The 23,911-nt window shown below is 47.0% G+C and carries 29 protein-coding genes; 28 read left to right on the top strand and 1 reads right to left on the bottom strand.

All coding sequences use genetic code 11. The annotated features are described in order from the left end of the window. Positions 1 to 16 precede the first annotated feature (16 nt). The 28 genes from QN395_RS02640 (at position 17) to tatC (ending at position 23,214) form a co-directional block, all read left to right on the top strand. Complete coding sequence (locus tag QN395_RS02640) at positions 17 to 1,480, top strand: glutamate synthase subunit beta (protein WP_322121074.1); 1,464 nt, start codon at positions 17 to 19, stop codon at positions 1,478 to 1,480. Between the two features lie 369 nt (positions 1,481 to 1,849). Further along, entirely contained in the window at positions 1,850 to 3,151 is a 1,302-nt protein-coding gene (locus QN395_RS02635; RefSeq protein WP_322121075.1) for a sensor histidine kinase, read from the top strand. Between the two features lie 7 nt (positions 3,152 to 3,158). Then, positions 3,159 to 3,599 carry a response regulator gene (locus QN395_RS02630; protein WP_322121076.1) on the top strand — a complete coding sequence of 147 codons (441 nt, stop codon included), beginning with the start codon at positions 3,159 to 3,161 and terminating at the stop codon, positions 3,597 to 3,599. Positions 3,600 to 3,624: 25 nt separating this feature from the next. Then, positions 3,625 to 5,343, top strand: coding sequence for a putative bifunctional diguanylate cyclase/phosphodiesterase (locus QN395_RS02625; RefSeq protein WP_323491947.1), 1,719 nt, complete (start codon positions 3,625 to 3,627; stop codon positions 5,341 to 5,343). Positions 5,344 to 5,660: 317 nt separating this feature from the next. Further along, positions 5,661 to 6,494, top strand: a complete 834-nt coding sequence (locus tag QN395_RS02620; protein WP_322121078.1) for an ABC transporter ATP-binding protein — start codon at positions 5,661 to 5,663, stop codon at positions 6,492 to 6,494. After that, a complete protein-coding gene (mlaE, locus tag QN395_RS02615) occupies positions 6,491 to 7,258 on the top strand; it encodes a lipid asymmetry maintenance ABC transporter permease subunit MlaE (RefSeq protein WP_322121079.1) in 768 nt (255 codons plus the stop codon). The genes QN395_RS02620 and mlaE overlap by 4 nt, the downstream gene beginning before the upstream one ends. Before the next feature lie 144 nt (positions 7,259 to 7,402). Further along, positions 7,403 to 7,876: an outer membrane lipid asymmetry maintenance protein MlaD gene (mlaD, locus tag QN395_RS02610; RefSeq protein ID WP_322121080.1), complete on the top strand. Its 474-nt coding sequence runs from the start codon at positions 7,403 to 7,405 to the stop codon at positions 7,874 to 7,876. After that, on the top strand, positions 7,873 to 8,649 hold the full coding sequence (locus QN395_RS02605) for a VacJ family lipoprotein (protein WP_416200137.1): 777 nt from the start codon (positions 7,873 to 7,875) through the stop codon (positions 8,647 to 8,649). Before mlaD ends, QN395_RS02605 begins: the two co-directional genes overlap by 4 nt. 110 nt (positions 8,650 to 8,759) lie before the next feature. After that, positions 8,760 to 9,389, top strand: coding sequence for an ABC transporter substrate-binding protein (locus tag QN395_RS02600; protein WP_322121081.1), 630 nt, complete (start codon positions 8,760 to 8,762; stop codon positions 9,387 to 9,389). 82 nt (positions 9,390 to 9,471) lie between these two features. Beyond that, complete coding sequence (locus QN395_RS02595) at positions 9,472 to 9,753, top strand: STAS domain-containing protein (RefSeq protein ID WP_322121082.1); 282 nt, start codon at positions 9,472 to 9,474, stop codon at positions 9,751 to 9,753. A 227-nt stretch (positions 9,754 to 9,980) separates the two neighbouring features. Next, positions 9,981 to 10,886 carry an ABC transporter ATP-binding protein gene (locus QN395_RS02590; RefSeq protein ID WP_322121083.1) on the top strand — a complete coding sequence of 302 codons (906 nt, stop codon included), beginning with the start codon at positions 9,981 to 9,983 and terminating at the stop codon, positions 10,884 to 10,886. After that, positions 10,883 to 11,638 (top strand): ABC transporter permease, encoded by a 756-nt coding sequence (locus tag QN395_RS02585; protein ID WP_322121084.1) that lies wholly within the window; start codon positions 10,883 to 10,885, stop codon positions 11,636 to 11,638. The genes QN395_RS02590 and QN395_RS02585 overlap by 4 nt, the downstream gene beginning before the upstream one ends. 23 nt (positions 11,639 to 11,661) lie before the next feature. Continuing rightward, complete coding sequence (locus QN395_RS02580) at positions 11,662 to 11,898, top strand: BolA family protein (RefSeq protein WP_322121085.1); 237 nt, start codon at positions 11,662 to 11,664, stop codon at positions 11,896 to 11,898. Then, on the top strand, positions 11,898 to 13,148 hold the full coding sequence (gene murA, locus QN395_RS02575) for a UDP-N-acetylglucosamine 1-carboxyvinyltransferase (RefSeq protein ID WP_322121086.1): 1,251 nt from the start codon (positions 11,898 to 11,900) through the stop codon (positions 13,146 to 13,148). The genes QN395_RS02580 and murA overlap by 1 nt, the downstream gene beginning before the upstream one ends. Beyond that, on the top strand, positions 13,148 to 13,795 hold the full coding sequence (gene hisG / locus QN395_RS02570; protein ID WP_322121087.1) for an ATP phosphoribosyltransferase: 648 nt from the start codon (positions 13,148 to 13,150) through the stop codon (positions 13,793 to 13,795). The genes murA and hisG overlap by 1 nt, the downstream gene beginning before the upstream one ends. 12 nt (positions 13,796 to 13,807) lie before the next feature. Then, on the top strand, positions 13,808 to 15,169 hold the full coding sequence (hisD, locus tag QN395_RS02565) for a histidinol dehydrogenase (protein WP_322121088.1): 1,362 nt from the start codon (positions 13,808 to 13,810) through the stop codon (positions 15,167 to 15,169). 4 nt (positions 15,170 to 15,173) lie between these two features. After that, positions 15,174 to 15,947, top strand: a complete 774-nt coding sequence (locus tag QN395_RS02560) for a site-specific DNA-methyltransferase (protein WP_322121089.1) — start codon at positions 15,174 to 15,176, stop codon at positions 15,945 to 15,947. Positions 15,948 to 16,085: 138 nt separating this feature from the next. Next, positions 16,086 to 17,165 (top strand): histidinol-phosphate transaminase, encoded by a 1,080-nt coding sequence (hisC, locus tag QN395_RS02555; protein ID WP_322121090.1) that lies wholly within the window; start codon positions 16,086 to 16,088, stop codon positions 17,163 to 17,165. An 82-nt stretch (positions 17,166 to 17,247) separates the two neighbouring features. Beyond that, positions 17,248 to 17,844, top strand: a complete 597-nt coding sequence (gene hisB, locus QN395_RS02550) for an imidazoleglycerol-phosphate dehydratase HisB (protein WP_322121091.1) — start codon at positions 17,248 to 17,250, stop codon at positions 17,842 to 17,844. Positions 17,845 to 17,984: 140 nt separating this feature from the next. Continuing rightward, entirely contained in the window at positions 17,985 to 18,635 is a 651-nt protein-coding gene (gene hisH / locus QN395_RS02545; protein ID WP_322121092.1) for an imidazole glycerol phosphate synthase subunit HisH, read from the top strand. Between the two features lie 66 nt (positions 18,636 to 18,701). Next, positions 18,702 to 19,487 carry a 1-(5-phosphoribosyl)-5-[(5-phosphoribosylamino)methylideneamino]imidazole-4-carboxamide isomerase gene (hisA, locus tag QN395_RS02540; RefSeq protein ID WP_322121093.1) on the top strand — a complete coding sequence of 262 codons (786 nt, stop codon included), beginning with the start codon at positions 18,702 to 18,704 and terminating at the stop codon, positions 19,485 to 19,487. A 2-nt stretch (positions 19,488 to 19,489) separates the two neighbouring features. Beyond that, positions 19,490 to 20,254 (top strand): imidazole glycerol phosphate synthase subunit HisF, encoded by a 765-nt coding sequence (hisF, locus tag QN395_RS02535; RefSeq protein ID WP_322121094.1) that lies wholly within the window; start codon positions 19,490 to 19,492, stop codon positions 20,252 to 20,254. Beyond that, complete coding sequence (hisI, locus tag QN395_RS02530; protein WP_322121095.1) at positions 20,251 to 20,652, top strand: phosphoribosyl-AMP cyclohydrolase; 402 nt, start codon at positions 20,251 to 20,253, stop codon at positions 20,650 to 20,652. Before hisF ends, hisI begins: the two co-directional genes overlap by 4 nt. 24 nt (positions 20,653 to 20,676) lie before the next feature. Next, positions 20,677 to 21,015: a phosphoribosyl-ATP diphosphatase gene (locus QN395_RS02525; RefSeq protein ID WP_322121096.1), complete on the top strand. Its 339-nt coding sequence runs from the start codon at positions 20,677 to 20,679 to the stop codon at positions 21,013 to 21,015. Between the two features lie 168 nt (positions 21,016 to 21,183). Further along, entirely contained in the window at positions 21,184 to 21,555 is a 372-nt protein-coding gene (locus QN395_RS02520) for a histidine triad nucleotide-binding protein (RefSeq protein WP_322121097.1), read from the top strand. Positions 21,556 to 21,623: 68 nt separating this feature from the next. Further along, a complete protein-coding gene (tatA, locus tag QN395_RS02515; RefSeq protein ID WP_322121098.1) occupies positions 21,624 to 21,851 on the top strand; it encodes a Sec-independent protein translocase subunit TatA in 228 nt (75 codons plus the stop codon). 47 nt (positions 21,852 to 21,898) lie between these two features. Next, positions 21,899 to 22,390, top strand: a complete 492-nt coding sequence (tatB, locus tag QN395_RS02510; protein ID WP_322121099.1) for a Sec-independent protein translocase protein TatB — start codon at positions 21,899 to 21,901, stop codon at positions 22,388 to 22,390. 59 nt (positions 22,391 to 22,449) lie between these two features. After that, entirely contained in the window at positions 22,450 to 23,214 is a 765-nt protein-coding gene (gene tatC / locus QN395_RS02505) for a twin-arginine translocase subunit TatC (RefSeq protein ID WP_322121100.1), read from the top strand. Here the strand turns inward: tatC and QN395_RS02500 are convergent. Next, positions 23,211 to 23,900, bottom strand: coding sequence for a DUF2461 domain-containing protein (locus QN395_RS02500; protein ID WP_322121101.1), 690 nt, complete (start codon positions 23,898 to 23,900; stop codon positions 23,211 to 23,213). The genes tatC and QN395_RS02500 overlap by 4 nt on opposite strands. Positions 23,901 to 23,911 lie beyond the last annotated feature (11 nt).

Genomic DNA, 23,911 nt, shown 5'->3' with positions numbered 1-23,911 from the left:
AATTGAAGGAATAGACATGGGTAAAGTAACCGGCTTCATGGAGTACCAGCGCTTGCAAGAAGCGAGCGAAGCACCGCAATCACGTAAAAAGCACTACAAAGAATTTTTAGTTCATCTAAGCGATGACCAGGCAAAAATCCAGGGCGCTCGTTGCATGGATTGCGGCATCCCTTTTTGTAATAACGGCTGCCCAGTGAATAACATCATTCCAGACTGGAATGACTTGGTCTATACCGGAAATTATGAGCAGGCTTTAGAGACACTGCATTCCACTAATAATTTTCCTGAATTTACTGGTCGTATTTGTCCCGCGCCCTGCGAAACTGCATGCACCTTGGGCATTAATGATGCCCCCGTTGGAATTAAATCAATCGAGCATTTCATCATCGACAAGGGCTGGGAAAACGGTTGGGTCAAACCACAACCCGCAGCGATTAAAACTGGAAAGAAAGTGGCGATCGTCGGCTCCGGTCCTGCCGGTCTGGCCGCAGCGCAGCAACTTGCACGGGTCGGGCATGATGTGACCGTGTTTGAAAAGAATGATCGCGTCGGCGGCTTGCTACGCTACGGTATTCCAGATTTTAAAATGGAAAAGACGCATATTGATCGTCGGGTAGAACAGATGCAGGCAGAGGGTGTGGTGTTCCGTACCAGCACTTTGGTTGGTAAAGATTTTCCTTCAACAGTCACCAACTGGTCGAAAGAAACAGTCTCACCAGAGCAGCTACAAAAAGAATTTGATGCGGTCATCATCGCTGGCGGTGCTGAGACTCCACGTGATTTGCCGGTTCCTGGCCGCGAGTTAAAGGGTGTGCATTTTGCGATGGATTTCTTGCCTTCACAAAATAAAGTGAACGCGGGTGACAAGGTCAAAGATCAGATCATGGCAAGCGCTAAGCATGTGGTTGTCATTGGCGGTGGCGATACCGGATCAGACTGCGTCGGTACTTCTAACCGTCATGGTGCTAAGTCTGTTACCCAGTTTGAACTGATGCCGCAACCACCAGAAACAGAGAACAAGCCGCTGGTCTGGCCTTATTGGCCGATCAAAATGCGCACATCTTCTTCGCACGAAGAAGGTTGCGAACGCGATTGGGCAGTAGCGACTAAACGTTTAGAGGGCAAAAACGGCAAAGTAGAAAAATTAGTGGCGGTACGCGTGGAATGGAAAGACGGCAAGATGCAAGAAGTGCCGGATTCCGAATTCGAAATGAAGGCAGATTTGGTTCTGTTGGCAATGGGTTTCGTTTCTCCGGTTCAGCAAGTGCTGGACGCGTTCGGTATAGAAAAAGACGCTCGGGGCAACGCCAGAGCAACGACAGACGGTGTTGATTGCTACAAAACCAACGTGGATAAAGTTTATGCTGCGGGCGACATGCGGCGCGGGCAATCGCTGGTGGTTTGGGCAATCCGCGAAGGCCGTCAATGCGCTCGGGAAGTGGATGCTGCTTTGATGGGGGAGTCAGTGTTGCCGCGTTAATTCCCGTCCCTACTTTACCAACGCGAGCAGAGATGTCGCGTTGGTAATAATCAAGTAAGTAGTAGCAACAAAAATAACAAAAACAATAGACATATTTGCATATATTGCAGTCCTAAGTTACATTGACCTCATACAGTTTTTTATCGGAAATTACACTGAGTTATTTCAAACGTAGTATTTCCTCGATAACTAAACAGTGTTTTTTTACAATCGCCAGCCGCGGGTAGTCGGTTAATATTCAATATACTCCCCCTTTATTTTTTGAAATATGCCTTAGTGTCCAATGATTATATGGACGACTTAAATATACTCATGACAGTATTAATTTGAGCTTTGTGTTTGTCCCATACACCAAGAAAGGTGTGCGATATGGATTCACTACTAAGTTGGATTATCACTAGCGAGTTTATGCCGCACGGGCATTGTTACTTATGGACGCCATCCTTGCTTTGGCTCTACGTCGCGTCCGATACGCTGACTGGGATTTCTTACTACTCCATCCCCCTTGCATTGATCTTTTTTGTTCGCAGACGGCATGATCTGGAATTTAACTGGATCTTCATTATGTTTTCCGCATTTATCTTTGCTTGCGGAACGACCCATTTGATTTCCATTTTAACGATATGGGAGCCGGCTTATTGGCTTGATGCCTCGGTCAAAGGATTTACCGCTGTGTTGTCGGTGGTGACCGCGGTGATGCTATGGCGCTTAATGCCAACCGCACTTAAGATCCCGAGTACTACTTTACTCAACGAAACGATTAAAAAGCTAGAGTCAGAAGTCGCTCGCAGAGACCTGGCCGAGAGAAATCTGACTCAACTCAACAAAGAGCTGGATGCGCAAGTCATCACGCGCACCCAGAAATTAACCGAAACAAATGAGATGCTTCTCCTGACGCAACAAAATCTTGAGAAAAAAATACAAGAAGTCACTGTCATCAATCAGGAGTTAAATAATTTTACCTATGTCGCCTCACATGATCTAAAGTCGCCGTTAAGAGGCATAGATCAGCTGGCTAACTGGATTTCTGAGGATTTAGCCGATACGCTCAATCCAGACACACAACGGCATTTATATTTAATCAGAAGCCGCATTCAGCGCATGGAGATGTTGCTCGATGATTTACTTGCTTATGCGCGCGTCGGGCGGGCAGATGATGAAATCGTGACAGTCGATACCCGCGTATTGGTAAGCGATATTTTTGAATTACTCAAAACTACTAAGGCAATTCGACTAGAAGCAGCAGATGATTTACCTACGGTCCAAACACGAAAAGTCCCCTTGAATTTGGTGCTCCGTAATCTAATCAGTAATGCGATTAAACATCACAACAAGCCGGATGGGCGTATTTTGGTCGGAGCAAAGATGATTGCCGTTAGTATAAATAATGAAGCAAACAATCACCTAAACAACGACGCAAACAAAGGCGTCGCTCATTACATAGAGTTCACCGTCAAAGATGATGGCCCAGGTATTGCGCCCGAGCATCAGCAACGCGTATTTGGCATGTTTCAGACTCTTAAGCCACGCGACGAAGTTGAAGGTAGTGGCATCGGTCTGGCGCTGGTAAAAAAAGCGGTTGAATCGGTTGGTGGGACGGTTGAACTGGTTTCTGACGGGCAGACTGGATGCACATTCCGTTTTCTATGGCCTGTCAATATTACTCAATGAGGTCGCCATGCCAGACAAAGCTAAGCGCTATAAAGACGTCACAATCATGTTGGTTGACGATGATGATGTTGACGTCATGGGTGTTGAGCGCGCCCTCAAAAAACTGAAAATTATCAATCCGGTAGTACGGGCCAGAGATGGTATTGAAGCGCTCGAATTATTACGTATGCCAAATGCCGTTCGTCAACCGTATTTGATTATGCTGGATCTCAATATGCCCAGAATGAACGGGCTGGAGATGTTGGAGGTACTGCGCAATGATCCTTCTCTTTCCAGTGCAGTCGTATTTGTTTTGACCACATCAAAGACGGATGAGGATAAGGTTGCGGCCTACCAAAAGCATGTTGCAGGTTATATCGTCAAAAGTCAGGTCGGCGATGGCTTCTTGCGGGTGATGGAGATGATCGATCATTTCTGGCGGGTGGTCGAACTACCGGTTATGGAGTGAGACAAACAAAACAACAGGTCCAACGATGAATAAATCTTCGCTTCGCTTATTGTTAATTGATGACGATGCACTTGATCGTCAATCCGTGATGCGATCTTTGCGTCAGAGCGCCGTTGTCTGTGAGATCGTTGAGGCAACGAACGCGCAGAGCGGTTTAGCATTTGCTTCAGAGCAGCACTTTGACGCGATTTTGCTAGACTATCGCTTACCTGATCAGGACGGGATTGAGGTTCTTCGACTGCTGAGAAACGGGCCGTTTGAGAGCGTCGTCATCCTGATGCTCAGTGGGGTGGATGACGAACTTATCGCTGAACGTTGTTTGCAGTTAGGAGCGCAGGATTTTTTACTAAAGACCGAGGTTACAGGCAGAGGTTTGATCCGATCAGTACGACAAGCGAGGCAGCGCTATGTTATCGAAAATGAGTTGAAAGAAAGTCGTGAGCAATTACGGCAGTTATCAGAACATGATCAGCTCACAGGCCTGATCAATCGACGGGGATTTGAATTGGCGCTCGAAACCGCAGTAGCCAGGGTGCGGAGAAGTAAGAGTAATCTGGCAGTACTGTTACTCGACCTGGATGATTTCAAAAGTGTGAATGACACATTGGGGCACGAAGCTGGCGACAGATTATTGATCGAAATTGCGCGACGATTGGGAACTGTCGTCAGGGACAGTGATATTTTGTGTCGACTGGGAGGCGATGAGTTCGTCGTGTTGATGACCAATTTTGAGCATGAAGATCAGCCAGCATTGCTCGCCGACCGTATTGTAGTAATGCTGCAATGTCCGATATCAACGGGAGTGACTGAGCAGATTATTACGACGAGTATCGGTATTGCTTTACTCGATGTATCGACAAATAATGGCGATGATTTGCTCAAATTTGCCGATGTGGCGATGTATCAGGCTAAACAAGATGGACGTAATCAAAGTCGATTTTATTCGGCATCATTGCAAGAGACGGTCGAGTTTCGTAGTTTGATGAAAAATGACTTATATAAAGCCTTGGAGAGGGAGGAGTTTCTGGTCTTTTATCAGGCGCAAATTAATTCTGTTGATGGATCATTGGGTGGGATGGAGGCACTGGTACGCTGGCAGCATCCGCGTTTTGGTTTGTTATCACCGATTGCGTTTATGTCAGTCGCAGAAGAGACCGGTTTGATTGTCGATATTGGCAACTGGGTTTTGCGGCAGTCTTGTCAGCAGCTTAAAGAGTGGCAACAGCGATTTCCAGCTAAGTGTAGCAACTTAGTAGTTGCTGTTAATTTGTCGGCAATACAGATTAAGCAGATTGGACTGGCGAAACTTGTATTTGACGTGCTTGCCGAATCTGGCTTGGACGCAGGGAATTTAGAATTAGAAATTACTGAAAGTGCTTTAATCAGAGATCCTAGTTCATCCGTGGCGGTACTGTCTGCTATTGCGGAGCAAGGTATTCATTTCTCTCTGGATGATTTTGGAACCGGTTATTCCTCGCTGGATCATTTGAAGTTATTCCCCGTTACCGTTTTGAAAATTGATAAAGGCTTTATTTCTACAATTGGGGATAGTGCGAAGAGTGAGCGTCTGTTGATGGCGATTATTGCGTTTGCCAAAGCCTTGGAGATGAAAGTTGTCGCTGAAGGAGTCGAGACTAAAGAGCAGGCAGCTTTTTGTATTCGATATGGTTGCGACTTACTGCAGGGATACTATTATTCGCGGCCAATACCAGCAAGCGAGTTTGAAGCAGCATTTTTATTATAAGGATGTACTGCAGTTGCTATACTAATATCTTAAATTCAGTACGATGCTGCCATCAATGCTGTATTTTATAAACAAAATACAAAGACTATTTCAGATTTATTTATATTGCTGACTATAGATTCATTTATTTATTGCCTCTATTAACATAGAAAAATAAATATAAGTTTGTATTCCGTAAATAAATAGTATGAATATTTTATAAAAATAAGTTTCTTTGAGAGATTGTTTATTTTAATATTTTATTGGCAAGTAATTGCGTTCATGCCTAATTTCTAGTTCTGCATTACAATCTCGACTTTGCAAACTAAAACTCATTTGTGACTAATCTCGTCGAAATTCGTGATTTACACTTTGGCTATGGAGATCGCTCGATTTTATCGGGTCTCCAGATGGATTTTCCACGTCGCAAAGTAATCGCAGTAATGGGCGGTTCGGGCTCTGGCAAGACAACCATTTTGCGTCTGATTGGTGGCCAATTGTTGCCGCTACAAGGATCGGTCACCGTGGATGGACAAAATGTTCACACCCTGAATACGAACGATCTATATGTTTTGCGTCGCAAAATGGGTATGTTATTCCAGCACGGTGCCTTGTTCACAGATTTAAGTGTATTTGACAACGTCGCTTTTCCGTTGCGTGAGCATACTGATCTGCCAGACGCGATGCTGCATGATCTGGTACTGATGAAATTGCAGGCAGTCGGTTTGCGCAACGCAGCCCAACTCAAGCCAGCGGAAATCTCAGGTGGTATGGCGCGCCGCGTTGCCTTGGCCAGAGCCGTCGCCTTAGACCCTCAGTTGATTATGTATGACGAGCCTTTTGCCGGATTAGATCCAATTTCTATGGGGGTTACCGCAAACTTAATACGGAACTTGAATGATGCATTAGGGTCTACGTCCATCCTTGTATCGCATGATGTGCATGAATCTTTTGCGATTGCTGACTATGTCTACTTCCTGTCGCAAGGGAAAATCGTTGCACAAGGTTCGCCTGAGGAAATGCGCGCTTCTAACGATCCCTATGTAAAGCAATTTGTTCATGCGGAAACTGATGGTCCTGTGCCTTTCCATTATCCTGGCAAATCGTTGGCAGAGGATCTGGGCATCAAATTGGTGACGCAGGGTCAATCTGCTCAAGGGGATGCAAGATGATTACTCGCCTTGGGCAAGCCGTGCGAGAGATTGCCGCCGACGTTGGTTACGCTGCACGCAGTTTTTTTGCGATTTTGTTTAGTTCATTGGGATTATGGCGCAGACCACGTTTAGTAACAGATCAGATTCATTTTATCGGTAATTATTCCTTAGTAATTATCGCGGTGTCTGGTCTGTTTGTTGGTTTTGTATTGGGCTATCAAGGGTTTTATACCTTGAATCGCTATGGTTCTGAGGAGGCTTTGGGATTATTAGTCGCCTTATCTTTGACGCGTGAGCTTGGACCAGTCGTCACCGCTTTGTTATTTGCTGGCCGCGCCGGTACGTCGTTGACGGCAGAAATTGGCTTGATGAAAGCCGGCGAGCAATTGGCTGCGATGGAGATGATGGCGGTAAATCCAATTCAGCGCGTGCTCGCACCTCGTTTTTTAGCTGGTTTGATTGCGATGCCTGTACTGACTGCAATTTTTAATGCTATGGGTGTCATTGGTGGTTATCTGGTTGGCGTTAAACTTATTGGTGTTGATAATGGAGCTTTCTGGTCGCAAATGCAGGCGGGTGTTGATGTATTTCAGGACATTGGTAACGGTGTCATTAAAAGTATTGTGTTTGGATTCGCCGTCACTTTCGTTGCCTTATTTCAAGGTTACGAGGCCAAGCCTACACCTGAGGGCGTAGCACGTGCAACGACTCGTACGGTAGTAATTTCTTCATTGTTAGTGCTTGCTTTAGATTTTCTGTTGACTGCGTTAATGTTTCAATAGCCGACAATTGGTGCTATTGACTAACAGTTGGCAGCTAATTGGTTTAAGGAATTGTTTGGTAGTGCGAGGACAAAAGGGCTTCGAACGTTTTAGAGAGAATACTCTCCATGTAGGTGAGGTTCCTGAATGAATTGGATGGTGTCTATGCAAAAAAAATCATTGGATTTCTGGGTTGGCTTATTTGTTTTATTGGGGGGCGCTGCTTTGCTGTTTCTGGCATTGAAGGCAGGTAATATGAGTACCTTATCTTTTGATAAGACTTATGATGTCGTTACTCGGTTTGACAATATTGGTGGCTTAAAACCGCGCGCCGCTGTCAAGAGTGCTGGTGTAGTAATTGGTCGCGTCGGGAATATCACATTTGACGATAAAACTTACCAGGCAACGGTAACTTTACAACTCGAAAATAAATATAAATTTCCAAAAGATACGTCAGCCAAAATTTTGACGGCAGGTCTTTTAGGTGAGCAATACATAGGGCTAGAACCAGGCGGTGATACCAATAATTTGGTGGCTGGTGACAGAATTAAAATGACCCAATCCGCTGTTGTACTTGAAAATCTGATTAGTCAGTTCTTGTTCAGTAAGGCAGCAGATGGTAAGGACGAAAAAAAATGAAACCCCAAATAAAAATTACTGGATTAGTCTTGGCTTTGACTTTGATTCTAAGTGGATGTGCAACAAATACCGTCAAAGAGAGTGTCAAAGATACGGTCAAAGAGATTAAAGACACGACGTCCCAGACTCTCACGAAGATTAGTGTGAAAACCAACATTGGTGACAATCCGCGTGATCCACTGGAAGGCTTTAATCGCATCATGTTCAATTTTAATGATGCTATTGATCAGGCAATTTTAAAACCGACAGCGAAGGCATATCGCGCAGTATTACCAAGTTTTGTGCAAACGGGTATTAGCAACTTCTTTGGCAATATTGGCGATGTCTGGACTGCGGTGAATGATCTGCTACAAGGCAAAGTAGCTGAGGGCGTGACTGATGTCATGCGCGTTGCTGTTAACACTACTTTTGGTCTGGGCGGCGTCATTGATATTGGTTCTGCGGCAGGAATGCAAAAACATAGAGAAGATTTCGGTCAGACATTGGGTACTTGGGGTGTTAAATCAGGTCCTTACTTGGTACTCCCGTTATTAGGCCCTTCAACTTTACGTGATGCGGTAGCTACGCCAGTTGATTACAAAGGTGACCTTTGGTCTTATGTTACGCCAGTCAAGGATCGCAATATTGGTACTGTTGTGCGTTTAGTGGATAAACGGGCTTCTGTTCTAGATGCGGGTGCGTTGTTAGAGGAAGCTTCGCTTGATCGCTATGTCTTTTTACGCGATGCTTATCTGCAGCGTCGGGCTGGTCAAATTAAAGCCGAGGATGATTGAATCCAATCCGTCACTTTGTAAGTAAATATAAAGGCGGTCAACCAGACCATAGTCTGGGTAGTTAATAACAACATCATTAATACGCTCTTGAGAGCGGGGAAAGCAAAATCATGAAATTATTTAGACAATTTATCTTGTTTATGTTCGCTAGCTTTGCATTTGTTGGTAGTAGCATGGCGGCAGATGAAGCAGCGGATCAATTGGTAAAGCGTTTGAGCCAGGAAATTATGGATATCGCCAAGAGCGACAAAGATATTCAATCCGGCAATCAAAAGCGCGTATATGACTTAGTCGAAACCAAGGTATTGCCATTCGTTGATTTTCAGCGCATGACTTCGTTGGCTGCAGGTAAAAGCTGGCGCGATGCCACACCAGAACAACAAAAACAGTTGATCAATGAATTCCGTACTTTGTTGGTGTTCACATATTCGGGTGCAATCTCTCAAATCAAAGATCAGCGTTTGGAATTTAAACCTTTCCGTGCTGCTGCTGAAGACATCGACGTTGAAGTCCGTAGTCAGGTAATCCAAAAAAATGGCGAAGCTTTGCAACTCAACTATCGCCTAGAAAAATTGGCGACAGGATGGAAAATCTATGACATCAACGTTTTAGGTGCGTGGTTGGTAGAAACTTACAAAGGTACCTTTACTGCAGAAATTACTAAATCTGGTATCGATGGTTTGATCAAAACTTTGTCTGAGAAAAATAAAAAGTTGGCTGCGGGATCACCAAAGAAATAAGTCTTAAAAGTAAGTTTAATAAATAAGCCAGATAACTAAATTGGCAGTAAAAAATTAGTTAATTCCTGACGGAGTAAGTAATATGTATCAAACAAACCGTGAACTTAGCCTGCAAAATGCCGTGAGCGTGGCGCAGTCCGGTTTGTCTGCGATTTCTCAAGGCGAGACTGAGTTTGATCTGTCTGCATTGGTTGTAGTTGATTCAGCAGCAGTTGCTGTGATGCTTGATTGGCAGCGTGCTGCGAGTCTTAAAAATAAGACTATTCATTTCAAATCTATTCCTTCAAATCTGCTTAGCTTAATCGCCCTTTACGGCATGTCTGAGCTTCTCAGCACTAATCCTTCGCAAGTCGAACGACATTGATCCTGTACTGAAAGTTTTCTCGAACTGTCGGGTTGACAATGTAATAATCGATGTGGTGAGCAAGAAGTCTGCACAGACTTAGCGGCTTAATAAGCGCCACAGCGATTGTCATCAGCAATCGCGTCAATTCGGTTCAAGACACGAAAATCCCCTATAATCAAAGGTTTTCGCCATATCTTTGGCGACTCACCGGATAAACGCTAGTCAACAGCGCAATAATTGTCTTCATGGCCGCCATACAAATTACTAATGTTGAAAAACGCTACCAGTCGCTGCAAGCGCTAGGTGGTGTTTCGCTTTCTATTGAAGAAGGTGAATTTTTCGGTTTGCTAGGCCCTAACGGAGCTGGCAAAACAACCCTGATTTCTATCATTGCCGGACTCAATCGTGCAGATTCAGGCCAGGTCAAGATTCAGGGGCATGATGTTGTGACGGATTACCGTGCAGCACGTAAGAACCTTGGTGTTGTGCCGCAAGAACTGGTATTCGATCCGTTCTTCACTGTACGTGAAACCTTGCGTATGCAGTCTGGTTATTTCGGTTTAAAGAATAACGATAAATGGATAGACGAGGTCATGGAGAATCTTGATCTCACCAATAAAGCTGATGTCAATATGCGTGCATTGTCTGGCGGTATGAAGCGTCGGGTACTTGTTGCCCAGGCTCTGGTGCATAAGCCGCCTGTGATCGTGTTGGATGAGCCAACTGCTGGCGTTGACGTAGAGTTGCGTCAAACTTTGTGGCAGTTCGTCTCGCGCTTGAACAAAGAAGGCCATACGGTGGTGTTGACCACGCACTATTTAGAAGAAGCTCAGGCGCTTTGCAATCGTATTGCTATGCTAAAAACGGGTAAAGTAGTCGCGCTTGATAGCACTGCCGCGTTGATTAAACGTATCTCAGGATCTCAGCTCAAAGTCACATTAGTCGCTGGACAAGGCGTATTTCCAGAGGGACTTAAAGATCTGGTGACGCATCACTCTGGTGATGAATATATTTTGCGTGTCACCGAGTATTCGCAAGTTGAGCCTATTCTCGCTGCGATCCGAACTGGTGGCTGTGCAATTGACGATCTGCAACTTCAGCAAGCGGATCTGGAAGATGTCTTCCTGCAAATTATGGGAGATCGTAAATGATTGGTTTTCAAACTCTGTTTTACAAAGAGGTTTTGCGTTTCTGGAAAGTGGCAACCCAGACGATCACTGCGCCAATCATGACGGCCTTACTGTATTTACTGATTTTTGGTCACGCACTGGAAGAACATGTGCAAGTGTACAAAGACGTTAAGTACACCGCATTTCTAGTCCCGGGCTTAGTGATGATGAGCGTGTTGCAAAACGCATTTGCGAACTCTTCTTCTTCACTGATTCAATCAAAGATCACCGGTAATCTGGTTTTCATTCTCTTGCCACCGTTGTCGCATTGGGAGATGTTCAGTGCCTATGTATTAGCGTCTATCGTGCGTGGTTTGGCGGTTGGTCTTGGCGTATTTATCGTGACGATCTGGATCACCAACGTCAGTTTTGTCGCCCCCTTGTGGATTTTGATGTTCGCTTTTTTAGGCGCAGCAATGTTGGGAACCATGGGCTTGATTGCCGGAATCTGGGCAGAGAAATTTGATCATTTATCTGCCTTCCAAAACTTCTTGATTATGCCGGCGACATTCTTATCGGGAGTGTTTTATTCAATCCACTCTCTACCGCCTTTGTGGCAAACCATTTCGCGCTTTAATCCGTTTTTCTACATGATTGATGGATTTCGCTACGGTTTCTTTGGGCAGTCTGACGTCAATCCATTTTTCAGTTTATCGATCGTACTGGTATTTTTTATTGCATTAGTCGTGATTGCAGTACAGATGCTAAAACGTGGTTATAAGCTCAGGCACTAATAAAGTATTTTGAAAGAATCATCGTGTTTCCAACTCCTGAACAAATTAAGAAATATATTGCCGATGGACTTGATTGCAGTCACCTCGAAGTCGAAGGTGACGGGCAACATTTTACGGCAGTGATTGTGTCCGAACTCTTCATCGGTAAGCGTTTGATACAGCGCCATCAACTGGTGTACGCCGCTTTGGGTGACCGCATGCGTGAAGAAATTCATGCATTGTCGATGAAAACTTTAACTCCAGACGAATTTCAAAAATAATGGATAAATTATTGATTACAGGCGGACAACGCCTGAATGGTGACGTTAACATTTCCGGTGCAAAGAACGCAGCTTTGCCCATTTTGTGTGCTGGTTTATTGAGTTCGGATGATGTCATTTTGCATAATGTTCCGTCGCTGCAAGACGTCTCTACTATGCTCAAGTTACTTGGTCAAATGGGTTTGCGGGTGACGCAAGAAAATGGTGTAGTTACCTTAAACGGTGCGGCAATCGACAAGCTGGAAGCACCCTATGATTTGGTAAAAACCATGCGAGCCTCCATCCTAGTGCTCGGTCCTATGCTTGCGCGTTTTGGCGAGGCTAAAGTATCTCTGCCTGGCGGCTGTGCGATCGGATCGCGTCCTGTTGATCAGCATATTAAAGGGCTGCAAGCGATGGGAGCCGAGATTACGATTGAGGCGGGTTACATCCACGCCAAAGCCAAGCGCTTAAAGGGGACGCGTGTAGTCACCGATATGATTACCGTTACAGGGACAGAAAACCTGTTGATGGCAGCCACGTTAGCAGAGGGCGAAACCATACTGGAAAACGCAGCACGCGAACCCGAAGTGACTGACCTTGCCCATCTATTGGTTGCTATGGGCGCGAAGATCGAAGGTATAGGAACAGATCGTCTGGTCATCCAAGGTGTCGATCGTCTGCACGGTGCGACTCATGCAGTGATTGCAGACCGGATTGAGACAGCCACTTTTCTGTGTGCAGTCGCGGCAGCGGGTGGCGATATCACGTTAAAAAATGTGCGTAGCGATATTCTGGACGTGGCATTGGATAAACTGCGCGAAGCCGGTGTCATCTTAACCAGTGGTACGGATTGGATTCGCGCACAAATGGGTGCTCGTCCTAAGGCAGTCAGTTTTCGCACTACCGAATATCCCGGCTTCCCTACTGATATGCAGGCGCAGTTTATGGCAGTGAATTGCATCGCGCAGGGCAGTAGTCGTGTGACCGAGACGATTTTTGAAAATCGTTTTATGCATGTACAGGAAATGAACCGGCTGGGTGCACATATCGAAATTGACGGCCATACGGCAATGATTTCTGGCGTTGATAAATTGATCGGCGCTCCAGTCATGGCGACAGACTTACGCGCTTCGGCGTCGCTGGTCATTGCCGGTCTGGCTGCTGAGGGCGAAACCCTGATAGACCGTATTTACCATCTAGATCGAGGTTACGATCGGATGGAAGTCAAATTGTCCGGCGTAGGTGCACTAATTAAGCGAGTCAAATAATGTCGACCCAATTGACCTTGGCGCTCTCCAAAGGCCGTATTTTTGAAGAGACCTTGCCGCTATTAGAAGCTGCCGGTATCTGGGTGACCGAAGATCCAGAGAAGTCGCGCAAATTGATTTTGGCGACTAACGATCCTCAGATACGGGTGATCATTGTCCGTGCTTCTGATGTGCCAACCTATGTGCAATATGGTGCCGCGGACTTAGGTGTTGCCGGTAAAGATGTTCTGCATGAACACGGCGGCGAGGGCTTATATCAGCCACTTGATTTGAATATTGCTAAATGCCGCATGTCAGTCGCGGTATCTGTCGGTTTTGATTATGCCAGTGCTGTGCGTCAGGGTGCTCGCCTTCGAGTGGCGACAAAATATACAGAAACAGCCCGTCAGCATTTTGCCAGCAAAGGTGTCCACGTCGATTTGATCAAGCTGTACGGTTCTATGGAGTTAGCGCCCTTAGTTGGTTTGTCCGACGCCATCGTGGATCTGGTTAGTACCGGCAATACGTTGATTGCGAATAACTTGGTTGAGGTCGAACACATCATGGATATTTCCTCGCGACTCGTGGTGAACCAAGCTGCCTTAAAAATGAAGCGTGAGCGCTTGCAACCTATCCTTGAAGCATTTGAGCGCGCTACCAAAAAATAGATCGAGAACATCATGTCGTCCAATTCTTCTGTTTCTTCCTCACAGCAGCCGTCCTCCACTAGCTCGCTTCCTATTCGAAAATTAGATGCCAGCGCATCAGGATTCGCACAATCGCTTAGTGCCTTGCTGGCGTTTGAAGCCAGCGAAGATGCCGCGATTGATCAGGCAGCTGCGCAAATTTTGGCGGAGGTGAAAAAACACGGTGATGCGGCTGTCCTCGCAGCCACGAACCGTTTTGATCGCTTGCAGTCAAGCAGTATGGGCGCGTTGGAATTGAGTCAGCAAGAGATGCATGCAGCATTGGCATCGCTGACGGCGGAGCGTCGTCATGCGTTAGAAACTGCTGCAGCCAGAGTACGTGCTTACCACGAGCAGCAAAAAATTGAATGCGGTTCGGCAGGCTTTAGCTATACCGAAGCCGACGGCACAGTACTTGGTCAGAAAGTGACACCCTTAGATCGAGTTGGAATTTACGTTCCCGGTGGTAAAGCAGCCTATCCCTCATCGGTATTGATGAATGCGATTCCGGCTAAAGTCGCCGGAGTCAAAGAAATTATCATGGTCGTGCCGACGCCAGATGGCATCAAAAATCCTTTGGTGTTGGCTGCCGCTGCGATTGCTGGTGTCGATCGTGTCTTCACCATCGGCGGTGCTCAAGCGGTTGGTGCTCTGGCCTACGGTACCGAGACGATTCCCCAAGTAGATAAAATTGTCGGACCCGGCAATGCCTATGTGGCTGCAGCCAAGCGCCGTGTATTCGGCACCGTGGGAATCGATATGATTGCAGGCCCTTCAGAAATTTTAGTGATTTGTGACGGCACCACTGATCCAGACTGGATCGCCATGGATTTGTTCTCGCAAGCAGAGCATGATGAGCTGGCGCAATCTATTTTGTTATGTCCTGATGCCGCCTACATCGATGCGGTACACGCCAGCATTGATAAATTATTGCCGACCATGCCGCGTCGGGAGGTCATTCGGACTTCATTGACTAACCGTGGAGCCTTGATCAAAGTCAAAGACATGCAACAAGCCTGCGATATCGCCAATGACATCGCCGCAGAACATTTAGAGATTTCTACTGAAAATCCCCAGCAATGGGGGGACAAAATTCGCCATGCCGGAGCGATGTTTTTGGGACGTTTTTCGTCGGAAGCGCTGGGTGACTACTGCGCCGGACCAAACCATGTATTGCCGACCTCCCGGACTGCCAGGTTCTCGTCACCACTTGGCGTGTATGACTTTCAAAAGCGCTCGTCGATCATCTATGTCAGTGAACAGGGCGCACAAACCTTGGGGCGCGTTGCCGCAGAGCTGGCGTACGGCGAAGGCTTGCAAGCCCACGCACGTAGTGCCGAATTACGCCTCAAATGAGAACATGGCAGATCCGTTGAGTAGCTGGCGTAATCAGATATTTTGTGAAGACGCGCTGACAGGTTTGGCGCGTATTCCCGATGCCAGCGTTGATTTGTTGCTGGCAGATCCACCCTATGGTTTGGGAAAGGATTACGGCAATGATTCAGACAAAATGGCATCCGCTGAGTATTTATTATGGACCGAGCAATGGGTAGACGCGGCTTTGCCGAAGCTGAAAGAAAATGGCAGTCTGTATATTTTCTTGACTTGGCGCTACTCCCCCGAGATCTTTGTCATGCTCAAACAGCGCATGAGTATGATGAACGAGATCATCTGGGACCGGCGCGTTCCTTCAATGGGTGGCAGCGTACGCAAGTATTCATCTGTACACGATAGCATCGGTTTTTTCGTCAAGGCGAAAGACTATTATTTTGATCTGGACGCCATTCGCATTCCCTACGATGCCGTCACAAAAAAGGCGCGTAGTCGAAAGATTTTTGAAGGTGCAAAATGGCTAGAACTGGGCTACAACCCAAAAGATATCTGGAGCGTATCTCGCCTGCACCGTGAGCATGCCGAACGCGAAGACCATCCGACGCAGAAACCGTTAGAGATTATTGAGCGCATGATCAAAGCATCATGTCCGGCAGGCGGCGTCGTCTTAGACCCGTTTATGGGCAGCGGCACAACCGCGGTTGCCGCAAGGAATTGTGGCCGTGATTATGTCGGCTTTGAATTGAATCAGGACTATTGCGCGCGGATCGAAGAGCGCTTAAGCCGTCTGGAAGCTGCTTGAGTTTTGACTCCCTACAATACAGTGCTCAGAACCTATATTTGAGTCTGTAATTGAGTAAAAATAAGGGAGTATGTGACTAAATGGTATGCATAGTCCAGAGAATATATGGACGATTAAAAATACAAGTGGGAGTATATTTTGTCATTGATTGAAAATATTATCCGTTCTGACGTGCGTGCGTTGTCTGCCTACCATGTGCAGGACTCCGCCGGTTTCGTCAAACTCGATGCCATGGAAAATCCCTACACGCTGCCGGAGTCTCTGCGTACGGAACTGGCACAACGTTTGTCTGAAGTAGCTTTAAACCGTTACCCCATTCCGTCTTATTCCGCGCTGAAAGCTGTCATCAGCGACAAGCTTGGTGTTCCGGCAGGATTTGATGTCGTCCTTGGCAATGGCTCTGATGAGCTGATCAGCATGGTCTCGGTTGCCTGTGCCAAGCCAGGTGCAAAAGTGTTGGCACCTATCCCAGGTTTTGTCATGTATGCGATGTCTGCACGCTTCGCCGGACTAGAATTTATCGGCGTGCCGTTTCATCCTGATTTCAGTTTGGACAAAGCCGCGATGCTGGCTGCGATTGCAGAACATCGTCCCGCAATTATTTATTTGGCCTACCCGAATAATCCGACGGGCACCTTATTCAATGCTGATGAGATGGAAGAAATCTTGCACGCAGTCGGTGACAGTGGTGTAGTGATTGTGGACGAAGCGTACCAACCATTTGCCCAAACCAGTTTTATGCCGCGTCTGGCCGAATTCGACAATCTGGTTGTGATGCGTACAGTATCAAAGCTGGGTCTGGCTGGTATACGCCTCGGTTATATGTCTGGCAATAACGCTCTGATGCAAGAGTTTGAAAAAGTCAGGCCACCCTATAACATCAATGTGTTAACCCAAGCCGCGGCAGAGTTTGTGCTGGAGCATGCAGATATTTTGGATATGCAAGCAGCTGAATTACGTCACCAGCGCAGTGAGCTCAGCGCAGCCTTGGCGGCACTGCCGGGCGTGCAAGTGTTTCCATCAGCGGCAAATTTCCTACTGATACGCGTGACAAAAGCGGAACAAGTCTTTGCCAAATTGCTGGAACAAAAAATTTTAGTCAAAAATGTAGGTAAAATGCATGGACTGCTGGAAAACTGCTTGCGTATCACCGTCAGTAATCCGCAGGAAAACGCCTTATTTCTCGCGGCTTTTAAAGCATCCTTGGTTGCTTCATAGCCAGGCTTAGTCGTAAAGCCCGACTTTTATAAAGCCGCAAACTAAAGACCAGATTACCGGTTCAAATTCAAAGATCAAAATCATGCAAGCCCAACGCACTGCTGAAGTAAGCCGCAATACTAACGAAACTCAGATCCGCGTAGCCATCAATATTGACGGAACCGGAAAGCAAAAGCTCAATACAGGCGTCCCCTTTCTGGATCACATGCTGGATCAGATTGCCCGTCATGGTTTAATCGATCTGGAAATTGAAGCTGTGGGTGATTTGCACATCGATGCACACCATACGGTAGAAGATGTCGGTATTACGCTCGGTCAGGCATTTGCAAAAGCTATCGGTGACAAAAAAGGTATTCGTCGTTACGGTCATTCTTATGTGCCGCTAGATGAAGCTTTATCGCGTGTGGTGATTGATTTTTCCGGTCGCCCTGGACTAGAGTTCCACGTGCCGTTTAAGCGCGCCATGATAGGTTCGTTCGATGTCGATTTGACCCATGAATTTTTTCAGGGTTTTGTGAACCACGCGTTGGTATCTTTGCATATCGATAATCTACGTGGCGATAATGCTCACCATCAATGCGAAACCGTCTTCAAGGCCTTTGGCCGAGCCTTGCGTATGGCGGCTGAATTAGATGCGCGCGCTGCTGGTACCATTCCATCGACCAAAGGCAGCTTGTAATTCTGCTTGAATCAAATCTGAATCAAACCAGAATCAAACCAGAATCTCAGGCCTTACATTTGCTGCTTAATGTGTCTTTGAATTTGATTCTGAATTTATTCTTTAAATTGCTAAATCATTAGCCAAATAAACTCATCAGCATGAATAAAATTGTTGTAGTCGATTACGGCATGGGCAATTTGCGCTCAGTAGCGCAAGCCCTGCGTGCCGTCGCGCCGGACGCCGATGTCAAAATTTCTGGCGAGATCACCGATATCCAAAGTGCCGATCGTCTGGTGTTGCCAGGCCAGGGCGCGATGCCCGATTGCATGCGCAGTCTGCGCGAATCCGGTGTGCAAGAGGCAGTATTGCAAGCCGCGCGTAGCAAACCGCTGTTTGGCGTTTGCGTCGGTGAGCAAATGCTGTTTGATCTGAGCGATGAAGGCAACACGCCGGGATTGGGTTTATTGCCTGGCAAAGTAGTGCGTTTTGCGCTGGACGGTCAGCTACAAGATGACGGGTCGCGTTTTAAAGTGCCGCAAATGGGATGGAATAAAGTCAGGCAAGCACGGACGCAAGGCCAAGTGCATGCGCTCTGGCAAGATATTGCCGATGAGGCTTATTTCTATTTTGTTCATAGTTACTATGCTCAGCCAGCCAATGCTGCGCACACAGTCGGAACTACCGACTATGGCACGCCGTTCGCCTGTGCAGTTGCAAGAGATAATATTTTTGCCACGCAATTCCATCCTGAAAAGAGTGCACATGCTGGCTTGCAACTATACAAAAACTTTGTACACTGGAACCCTTAAGCTTGTGATACCGTCAAACTGATTTACCCATTTATTCTGTCTTTAATTACTTAACTTTATACAGCCATGCTGCTCATTCCTGCTATCGACCTGAAAGACGGTCACTGCGTACGCCTTAAACAAGGTGATATGAACCAAGCCACCGTGTTCTCCGAAGACCCCGCCGAGATGGCGCGTCATTGGCTAGAGCAAGGCGCAAGACGACTACATCTGGTCGATCTGAACGGAGCTTTCGCAGGTAAGCCAAAAAATGAAACAGCAGTCAAAGCGATTTTGAAGGCGGTGCGTGAGTTTGCGGAAGAAAATGATATTGATGAAATCCCGGTGCAACTCGGTGGCGGTATCCGTGATCTGGATACGATAGAGCGTTATCTGGATGACGGTATCAGCTACATCATTATCGGCACTGCCGCAGTTAAAAATCCTGGATTTCTGGCAGATGCCTGCGGTGCCTTCCCAGGACAAATTATTGTTGGTATTGATGCCAAAGATGGCAAGGTCGCGACGGATGGCTGGAGCAAACTGTCGGGTCATGAAGTCATCGATCTGGCGAAAAAATTTGAAGGTTATGGCGTCGAGTCGATTATTTATACCGACATCGGCCGCGATGGCATGATGGGCGGCGTCAATATCGAAGCCACAGTCAAGCTGGCGCAAGCTGTGAGTATTCCGGTGATTGCATCTGGCGGCGTCCATAATCTGCAAGATGTTGAAGCCTTGTGCGCGGTGCAAGGCGAGGGGATAGAAGGCGTGATTTGTGGCCGTTCTATTTACGAAGGCACATTAGATCTTGCTAGCGCACAGGAACGCGCTGATGAATTTGATGACATAGACGATAGCGAAGAAAACTAAGCATGGCTTTAGCAAAGCGCATTATCCCTTGTCTTGATGTGACCGCTGGTCGTGTCGTCAAGGGTATCAATTTTCAGGAACTGCGTGACGCCGGCGATCCGGTTGAGATCGCGCGTCGCTACGACGGGCAAGGCGCTGATGAAATTACTTTTCTTGATATCACCGCATCCAGTGACGGACGCGATTTAATTTTACCGATTATCGAGGCAGTCGCTTCGCAAGTATTTATCCCTTTAACGGTGGGCGGTGGTGTACGTACGGTGGCCGATGTGCGCCGCTTATTAAATGCCGGTGCAGATAAGATTGGTATCAACACATCTGCAGTGACCAATCCGCAATTGGTGTTTGAAGCATCGCAAAAATACGGATCACAATGCATCGTTGTGGCGATTGACGCAAAACAAACCGCACCTGGAAAATGGGAAGTCTTTACCCACGGTGGCCGTAATGCTACTGGTTTAGATGCGGTGGAGTGGGCACGAAATATGGCACGCTTGGGTGCGGGAGAAATTTTGCTGACCAGCATGGATAGGGATGGTACGAAAGTAGGATTTGATTTGGGTCTGACCCGCGCAGTGTCGGATGCGGTCTCAATACCGGTGATCGCCTCCGGTGGCGTTGGTGGTCTGCAAGACTTAGCCGACGGCATCAAAATTGGTGGTGCTGATGCGGTACTAGCCGCAAGTATTTTCCATTATGGACAACATACCGTGCAAGAAGCCAAGCAATTTATGGCAGCACAACAGATTTCAATGAGACTGTCATGAGCGCGTCAAAATGGTTGAATAAAGTGCGCTGGGACGATCAAGGGTTGGTGCCTGTGATTGCGCAAGAGGCGTCCAGCAATGACGTGCTGATGTTCGCTTGGATGAACCGGGATGCTCTGACCAAAACCGTAGAGTTAGGCGAAGCGGTTTATTGGAGTCGCTCGCGGAAAAAATTATGGCACAAAGGCGAAGAGTCCGGCCATGTTCAAAAGGTTTTGGAGATTCGCCTTGACTGCGATGAAGATGTGGTTCTTCTCAAAATAGAACAAGTCGATAGCATCGCTTGCCATACGGGTCGCCACTCGTGCTTCTTCCAAAAGTTTGAAGGCGGCGTCAATGACGGTGATTGGGAGGCTGTTGATCCCGTCTTAAAAGACCCAGAAACTATCTATAAATAATGACCAGTAATTAGAAAAGATTGTATGAGTGAAACCTTAAAGCGACTGTCTGAAGTCATCGAGAGCCGCAAAGCTGCTAACGGCGGCGACCCGGCAACTTCGTATGTCGCGCGTTTGTTTTCCAAGGGCGACGACGCGATACTCAAAAAAATTGGCGAAGAAGCGACCGAAACTGTGATGGCCGCCAAAGATGCCCGCGTCTCAGGTGATAAATCTAAAGTCTTGTATGAATGTGCCGATCTCTGGTTTCATTCCATGGTCTTGCTGGCACAGTTTGATTTGACGCCGCAAGATGTCTTGAATGAGTTGGCAAGACGCGAAGGCTTATCCGGTATTGAGGAAAAAGCTTCCCGCCCAGATTAAGACAGAACTTACGCAAAATCGCCCCAGCTGCGTTGCAGCGCCTAGTCGTACTAAAGTACTGCCTTCGTCGCTACGCCTTGCTGGGACAATTTGGCGTAAGTCCTATAAGAATTTAAGCAAATTTTTTAACTGTATTTCAACCGTCTTGCACAACAATATGAGGACACCGTGAGTAACTGTATTTTCTGTAAAATTGTGGCAAAACAAATTCCGTCTAGTGTGGTTTATGAAGACGAAGAGTTTCTGGCGTTTAAAGATATTAATCCTGCTGCTCCGGTGCATTTTTTAATTATTCCCAAGCAGCATGTAGAAACTCTGGCGCAAACAACTCCGGAGCATGCAGGGATGTTGGGGCGGATGTTAGCGCTGGCGCCTAAATTGGCGCAAGAGCAAGGTTGCGGTCTCACGCAAGATACCGATGGTAACGTCAGTGGTGGTTACAAGACGCTGATTAACACCGGACCGGATGGCGGGCAAGAGGTGTATCATCTTCATTTACACGTGATTGGCGGTCCGCAGCCATGGCGCGGTCAGCGATAGTTCCGCATTAACCGCTTCTTATAGATCAATAATTTGTCTGAGCGTTCACGCTCGTTTTAGGAGATATCATGGGTTCATTCAGTATTTGGCACTGGTTAATTGTGTTGGTCATTGTGATGCTGGTATTCGGCACCAAAAAAATTGGTAATATCGGATCCGATCTTGGCAAGGCTGTCAAAGGTTTTAAAGACGGCGTCAAGGGCGAAGAAGAGAAGGCTGCAGACGCACAAAAAGTCGCGGATAAAACATCGGGTACAACAATTGATGTTGATGCTAAAGAAAAATCCAAGCTCTGATGTTGCTACCTCAGATTGCTAGCCTCTGGTTTTAAAAGACACCACTCATGATAGATCTTGGCATCAGTAAGTTGGCGTTAATTGGCGTGGTTGCTTTAATCGTAATCGGTCCTGAAAAACTGCCAAAAGTAGCGCGTATGGCTGGCACATTATTTGGTCGTGCCCAACGTTACATCAACGAAGTCAAATCGGAAGTCAGTCGTGAGATTGAGCTTGATGAGCTGCGTCAGATGCATAAAGATGCGCAAGAGGCAGTACAGGACGTCGGGCAGTCGATTGCTAAAGGTTTGTCTGAAACGCAGAACGATATTCGCTCTGCCTGGCAAGATCCAGAAACGGATTCCTCCTTGCTCAATCCGCCCAGCGTGAGTCATCTGGCTTTTAAGGCAAAAGATTTCCGTCGTAAAAAGATCGCTAAGACATCAGCAATTCCTGCCTGGTATAAAAATCGTCATGGCGGTCGCAGTCATGTGATGTCCGGCGCGGCGCGGGTTGCCAAGTTCAGAGCAAAACGCAATTCTTCCGCCAGTTTCTTTTAAATGACATGCCTTATCGCTAGTCATATCATTTTCCACATTGTTATAGGTTCTGCACCAGCATGAGTGACCCACAAGCATCGGGAGTTGAAGACACGTTTATCTCGCATCTGGTCGAATTGCGTGATCGGCTGGTCAAAGCATCGATCGGTATTGCGATTGTCTGTGCGGCTTTGTTTGCCTGGCCCGGGCCTTCTGCCATCTATGATTTTCTGGCGAAGCCGATGATTGCATCCTTGCCTGTCGGTGCCAAAATGATTGCGACGGGTGTGATTTCTCCTTTTCTGGTGCCGATGAAAGTGACCTTGCTTTTGGCGTTTATGCTGGCGCTACCATGGGTGTTGTATCAAGTCTGGGCATTTGTTGCGCCTGGCTTATATTCCCATGAGAAAAGATTGGTGGCGCCTTTAGTGATTTCCTCCTCACTGTTGTTTTTTTCTGGCGTGGCGTTTTGTTATTTCTTTGTGTTTGGGCGCGTATTTAAATTCATCAGCGAGTTTGCTCCGACCTCGATTACCGTTTCGCCGGACATAGAAAATTACCTCGATTTTGTGATGTCGATGTGCCTTGCCTTTGGCATGACATTTGAAGTGCCGATTGTGGTGGTGGTGTTGGTACGTATGGGGCTGGTCTCGGTAGAGCAGTTGAAAGCGATGCGTCCTTACATCATCGTCGGCGCCTTTGTGGTTGCCGCGATTGTGACGCCACCTGACATCGTCAGCCAGTTCTCACTGGCATTGCCGATGTGGTTTTTATTTGAATTGGGTTTGCTAGTGGCTCCGATCTTTGTCAAAGCCACGCAAGCACCGGATGAAGTCTCGGATTAGTCGGGACCCACGCTACTAGCGGCGGTGCGCAACCACCCGACCAGGGGATAGGCTGCCTTAAAACCTTCGGTGACGATTTCCCCCATTTGTTCTGGCGTGGTTTCATCCAGCGTAAACTCGGTCCAGACCATAAAATTCTTCAGCTTAATTTGCTCGATGTGCGGCGATTCTGGATCAAAGCCTTTGGGTGGACGCGTTAATTTCCCTTCCTCTTGCAAGCTACCAAAAATTTGTTTAAGCCCCTTATTTTTTAAGACTTTAGAAAAACCCTCTGGATCAGCCAGGATCTGATTGCGGATGGCGCGCAAGCGATCCGATGGCGGCATGTATTCGCCCACAGCGAAGAACAATCGTCCCGTTGCATCAATCTGGAAGTAATAAGCAGGGCCGCCACCTTCGCTAGGTTTCTTACGACCGCTAGGCAAAATCGAGGCCGAAAAAGTAGTCTTATAAGGTGATTTATCCGCAGAAAAGCGCATGTCGCGGTTGATACGGAACAAAGCTTTTTTCGGCTCGCAACCAATGATCGCAGGATCAAATTTGCTGATTTTAGCGATCAGATCAGTCACGAGTTCTAAAAATTCAGCGCGTAAAATATCGTAGCGAGGCTTGTTCATGACGAACCAGGCGCGGTTATTGTTTTCGGATAATTCGAACAGAAAGCGTTTTAAATCACGGATATGCATTGCGTGCCTTT

The sequence above is a fragment of the Undibacterium sp. RTI2.2 genome, assembly GCF_035018705.1.
Taxonomy (GTDB): Bacteria; Pseudomonadota; Gammaproteobacteria; order Burkholderiales; family Burkholderiaceae_D; genus Undibacterium.
Note: the sequence above shows the minus strand (reverse complement) of the source record. Positions and strands in the feature narration are given on the sequence as shown.

Coding starts and splice junctions, on each gene's coding strand:
- murA (WP_322121086.1), top strand. CDS start 11,898: ATGGATAAATTATTGATTACAGGCGGACAACGCCTGAATGGTGACGTT.
- QN395_RS02590 (WP_322121083.1), top strand. CDS start 9,981: ATGGCCGCCATACAAATTACTAATGTTGAAAAACGCTACCAGTCGCTG.
- hisG (WP_322121087.1), top strand. CDS start 13,148: ATGTCGACCCAATTGACCTTGGCGCTCTCCAAAGGCCGTATTTTTGAA.
- QN395_RS02640 (WP_322121074.1), top strand. CDS start 17: ATGGGTAAAGTAACCGGCTTCATGGAGTACCAGCGCTTGCAAGAAGCG.
- QN395_RS02605 (WP_416200137.1), top strand. CDS start 7,873: ATGAAACCCCAAATAAAAATTACTGGATTAGTCTTGGCTTTGACTTTG.
- QN395_RS02600 (WP_322121081.1), top strand. CDS start 8,760: ATGAAATTATTTAGACAATTTATCTTGTTTATGTTCGCTAGCTTTGCA.
- QN395_RS02560 (WP_322121089.1), top strand. CDS start 15,174: ATGGCAGATCCGTTGAGTAGCTGGCGTAATCAGATATTTTGTGAAGAC.
- hisD (WP_322121088.1), top strand. CDS start 13,808: ATGTCGTCCAATTCTTCTGTTTCTTCCTCACAGCAGCCGTCCTCCACT.
- hisI (WP_322121095.1), top strand. CDS start 20,251: ATGAGCGCGTCAAAATGGTTGAATAAAGTGCGCTGGGACGATCAAGGG.
- tatB (WP_322121099.1), top strand. CDS start 21,899: ATGATAGATCTTGGCATCAGTAAGTTGGCGTTAATTGGCGTGGTTGCT.
- tatC (WP_322121100.1), top strand. CDS start 22,450: ATGAGTGACCCACAAGCATCGGGAGTTGAAGACACGTTTATCTCGCAT.
- QN395_RS02635 (WP_322121075.1), top strand. CDS start 1,850: ATGGATTCACTACTAAGTTGGATTATCACTAGCGAGTTTATGCCGCAC.
- QN395_RS02595 (WP_322121082.1), top strand. CDS start 9,472: ATGTATCAAACAAACCGTGAACTTAGCCTGCAAAATGCCGTGAGCGTG.
- QN395_RS02500 (WP_322121101.1), bottom strand. CDS start 23,900: ATGCATATCCGTGATTTAAAACGCTTTCTGTTCGAATTATCCGAAAAC.
- hisF (WP_322121094.1), top strand. CDS start 19,490: ATGGCTTTAGCAAAGCGCATTATCCCTTGTCTTGATGTGACCGCTGGT.
- QN395_RS02630 (WP_322121076.1), top strand. CDS start 3,159: ATGCCAGACAAAGCTAAGCGCTATAAAGACGTCACAATCATGTTGGTT.
- mlaE (WP_322121079.1), top strand. CDS start 6,491: ATGATTACTCGCCTTGGGCAAGCCGTGCGAGAGATTGCCGCCGACGTT.
- tatA (WP_322121098.1), top strand. CDS start 21,624: ATGGGTTCATTCAGTATTTGGCACTGGTTAATTGTGTTGGTCATTGTG.
- hisB (WP_322121091.1), top strand. CDS start 17,248: ATGCAAGCCCAACGCACTGCTGAAGTAAGCCGCAATACTAACGAAACT.
- mlaD (WP_322121080.1), top strand. CDS start 7,403: ATGCAAAAAAAATCATTGGATTTCTGGGTTGGCTTATTTGTTTTATTG.
- hisH (WP_322121092.1), top strand. CDS start 17,985: ATGAATAAAATTGTTGTAGTCGATTACGGCATGGGCAATTTGCGCTCA.
- QN395_RS02585 (WP_322121084.1), top strand. CDS start 10,883: ATGATTGGTTTTCAAACTCTGTTTTACAAAGAGGTTTTGCGTTTCTGG.
- hisA (WP_322121093.1), top strand. CDS start 18,702: ATGCTGCTCATTCCTGCTATCGACCTGAAAGACGGTCACTGCGTACGC.
- QN395_RS02625 (WP_323491947.1), top strand. CDS start 3,625: ATGAATAAATCTTCGCTTCGCTTATTGTTAATTGATGACGATGCACTT.
- QN395_RS02525 (WP_322121096.1), top strand. CDS start 20,677: ATGAGTGAAACCTTAAAGCGACTGTCTGAAGTCATCGAGAGCCGCAAA.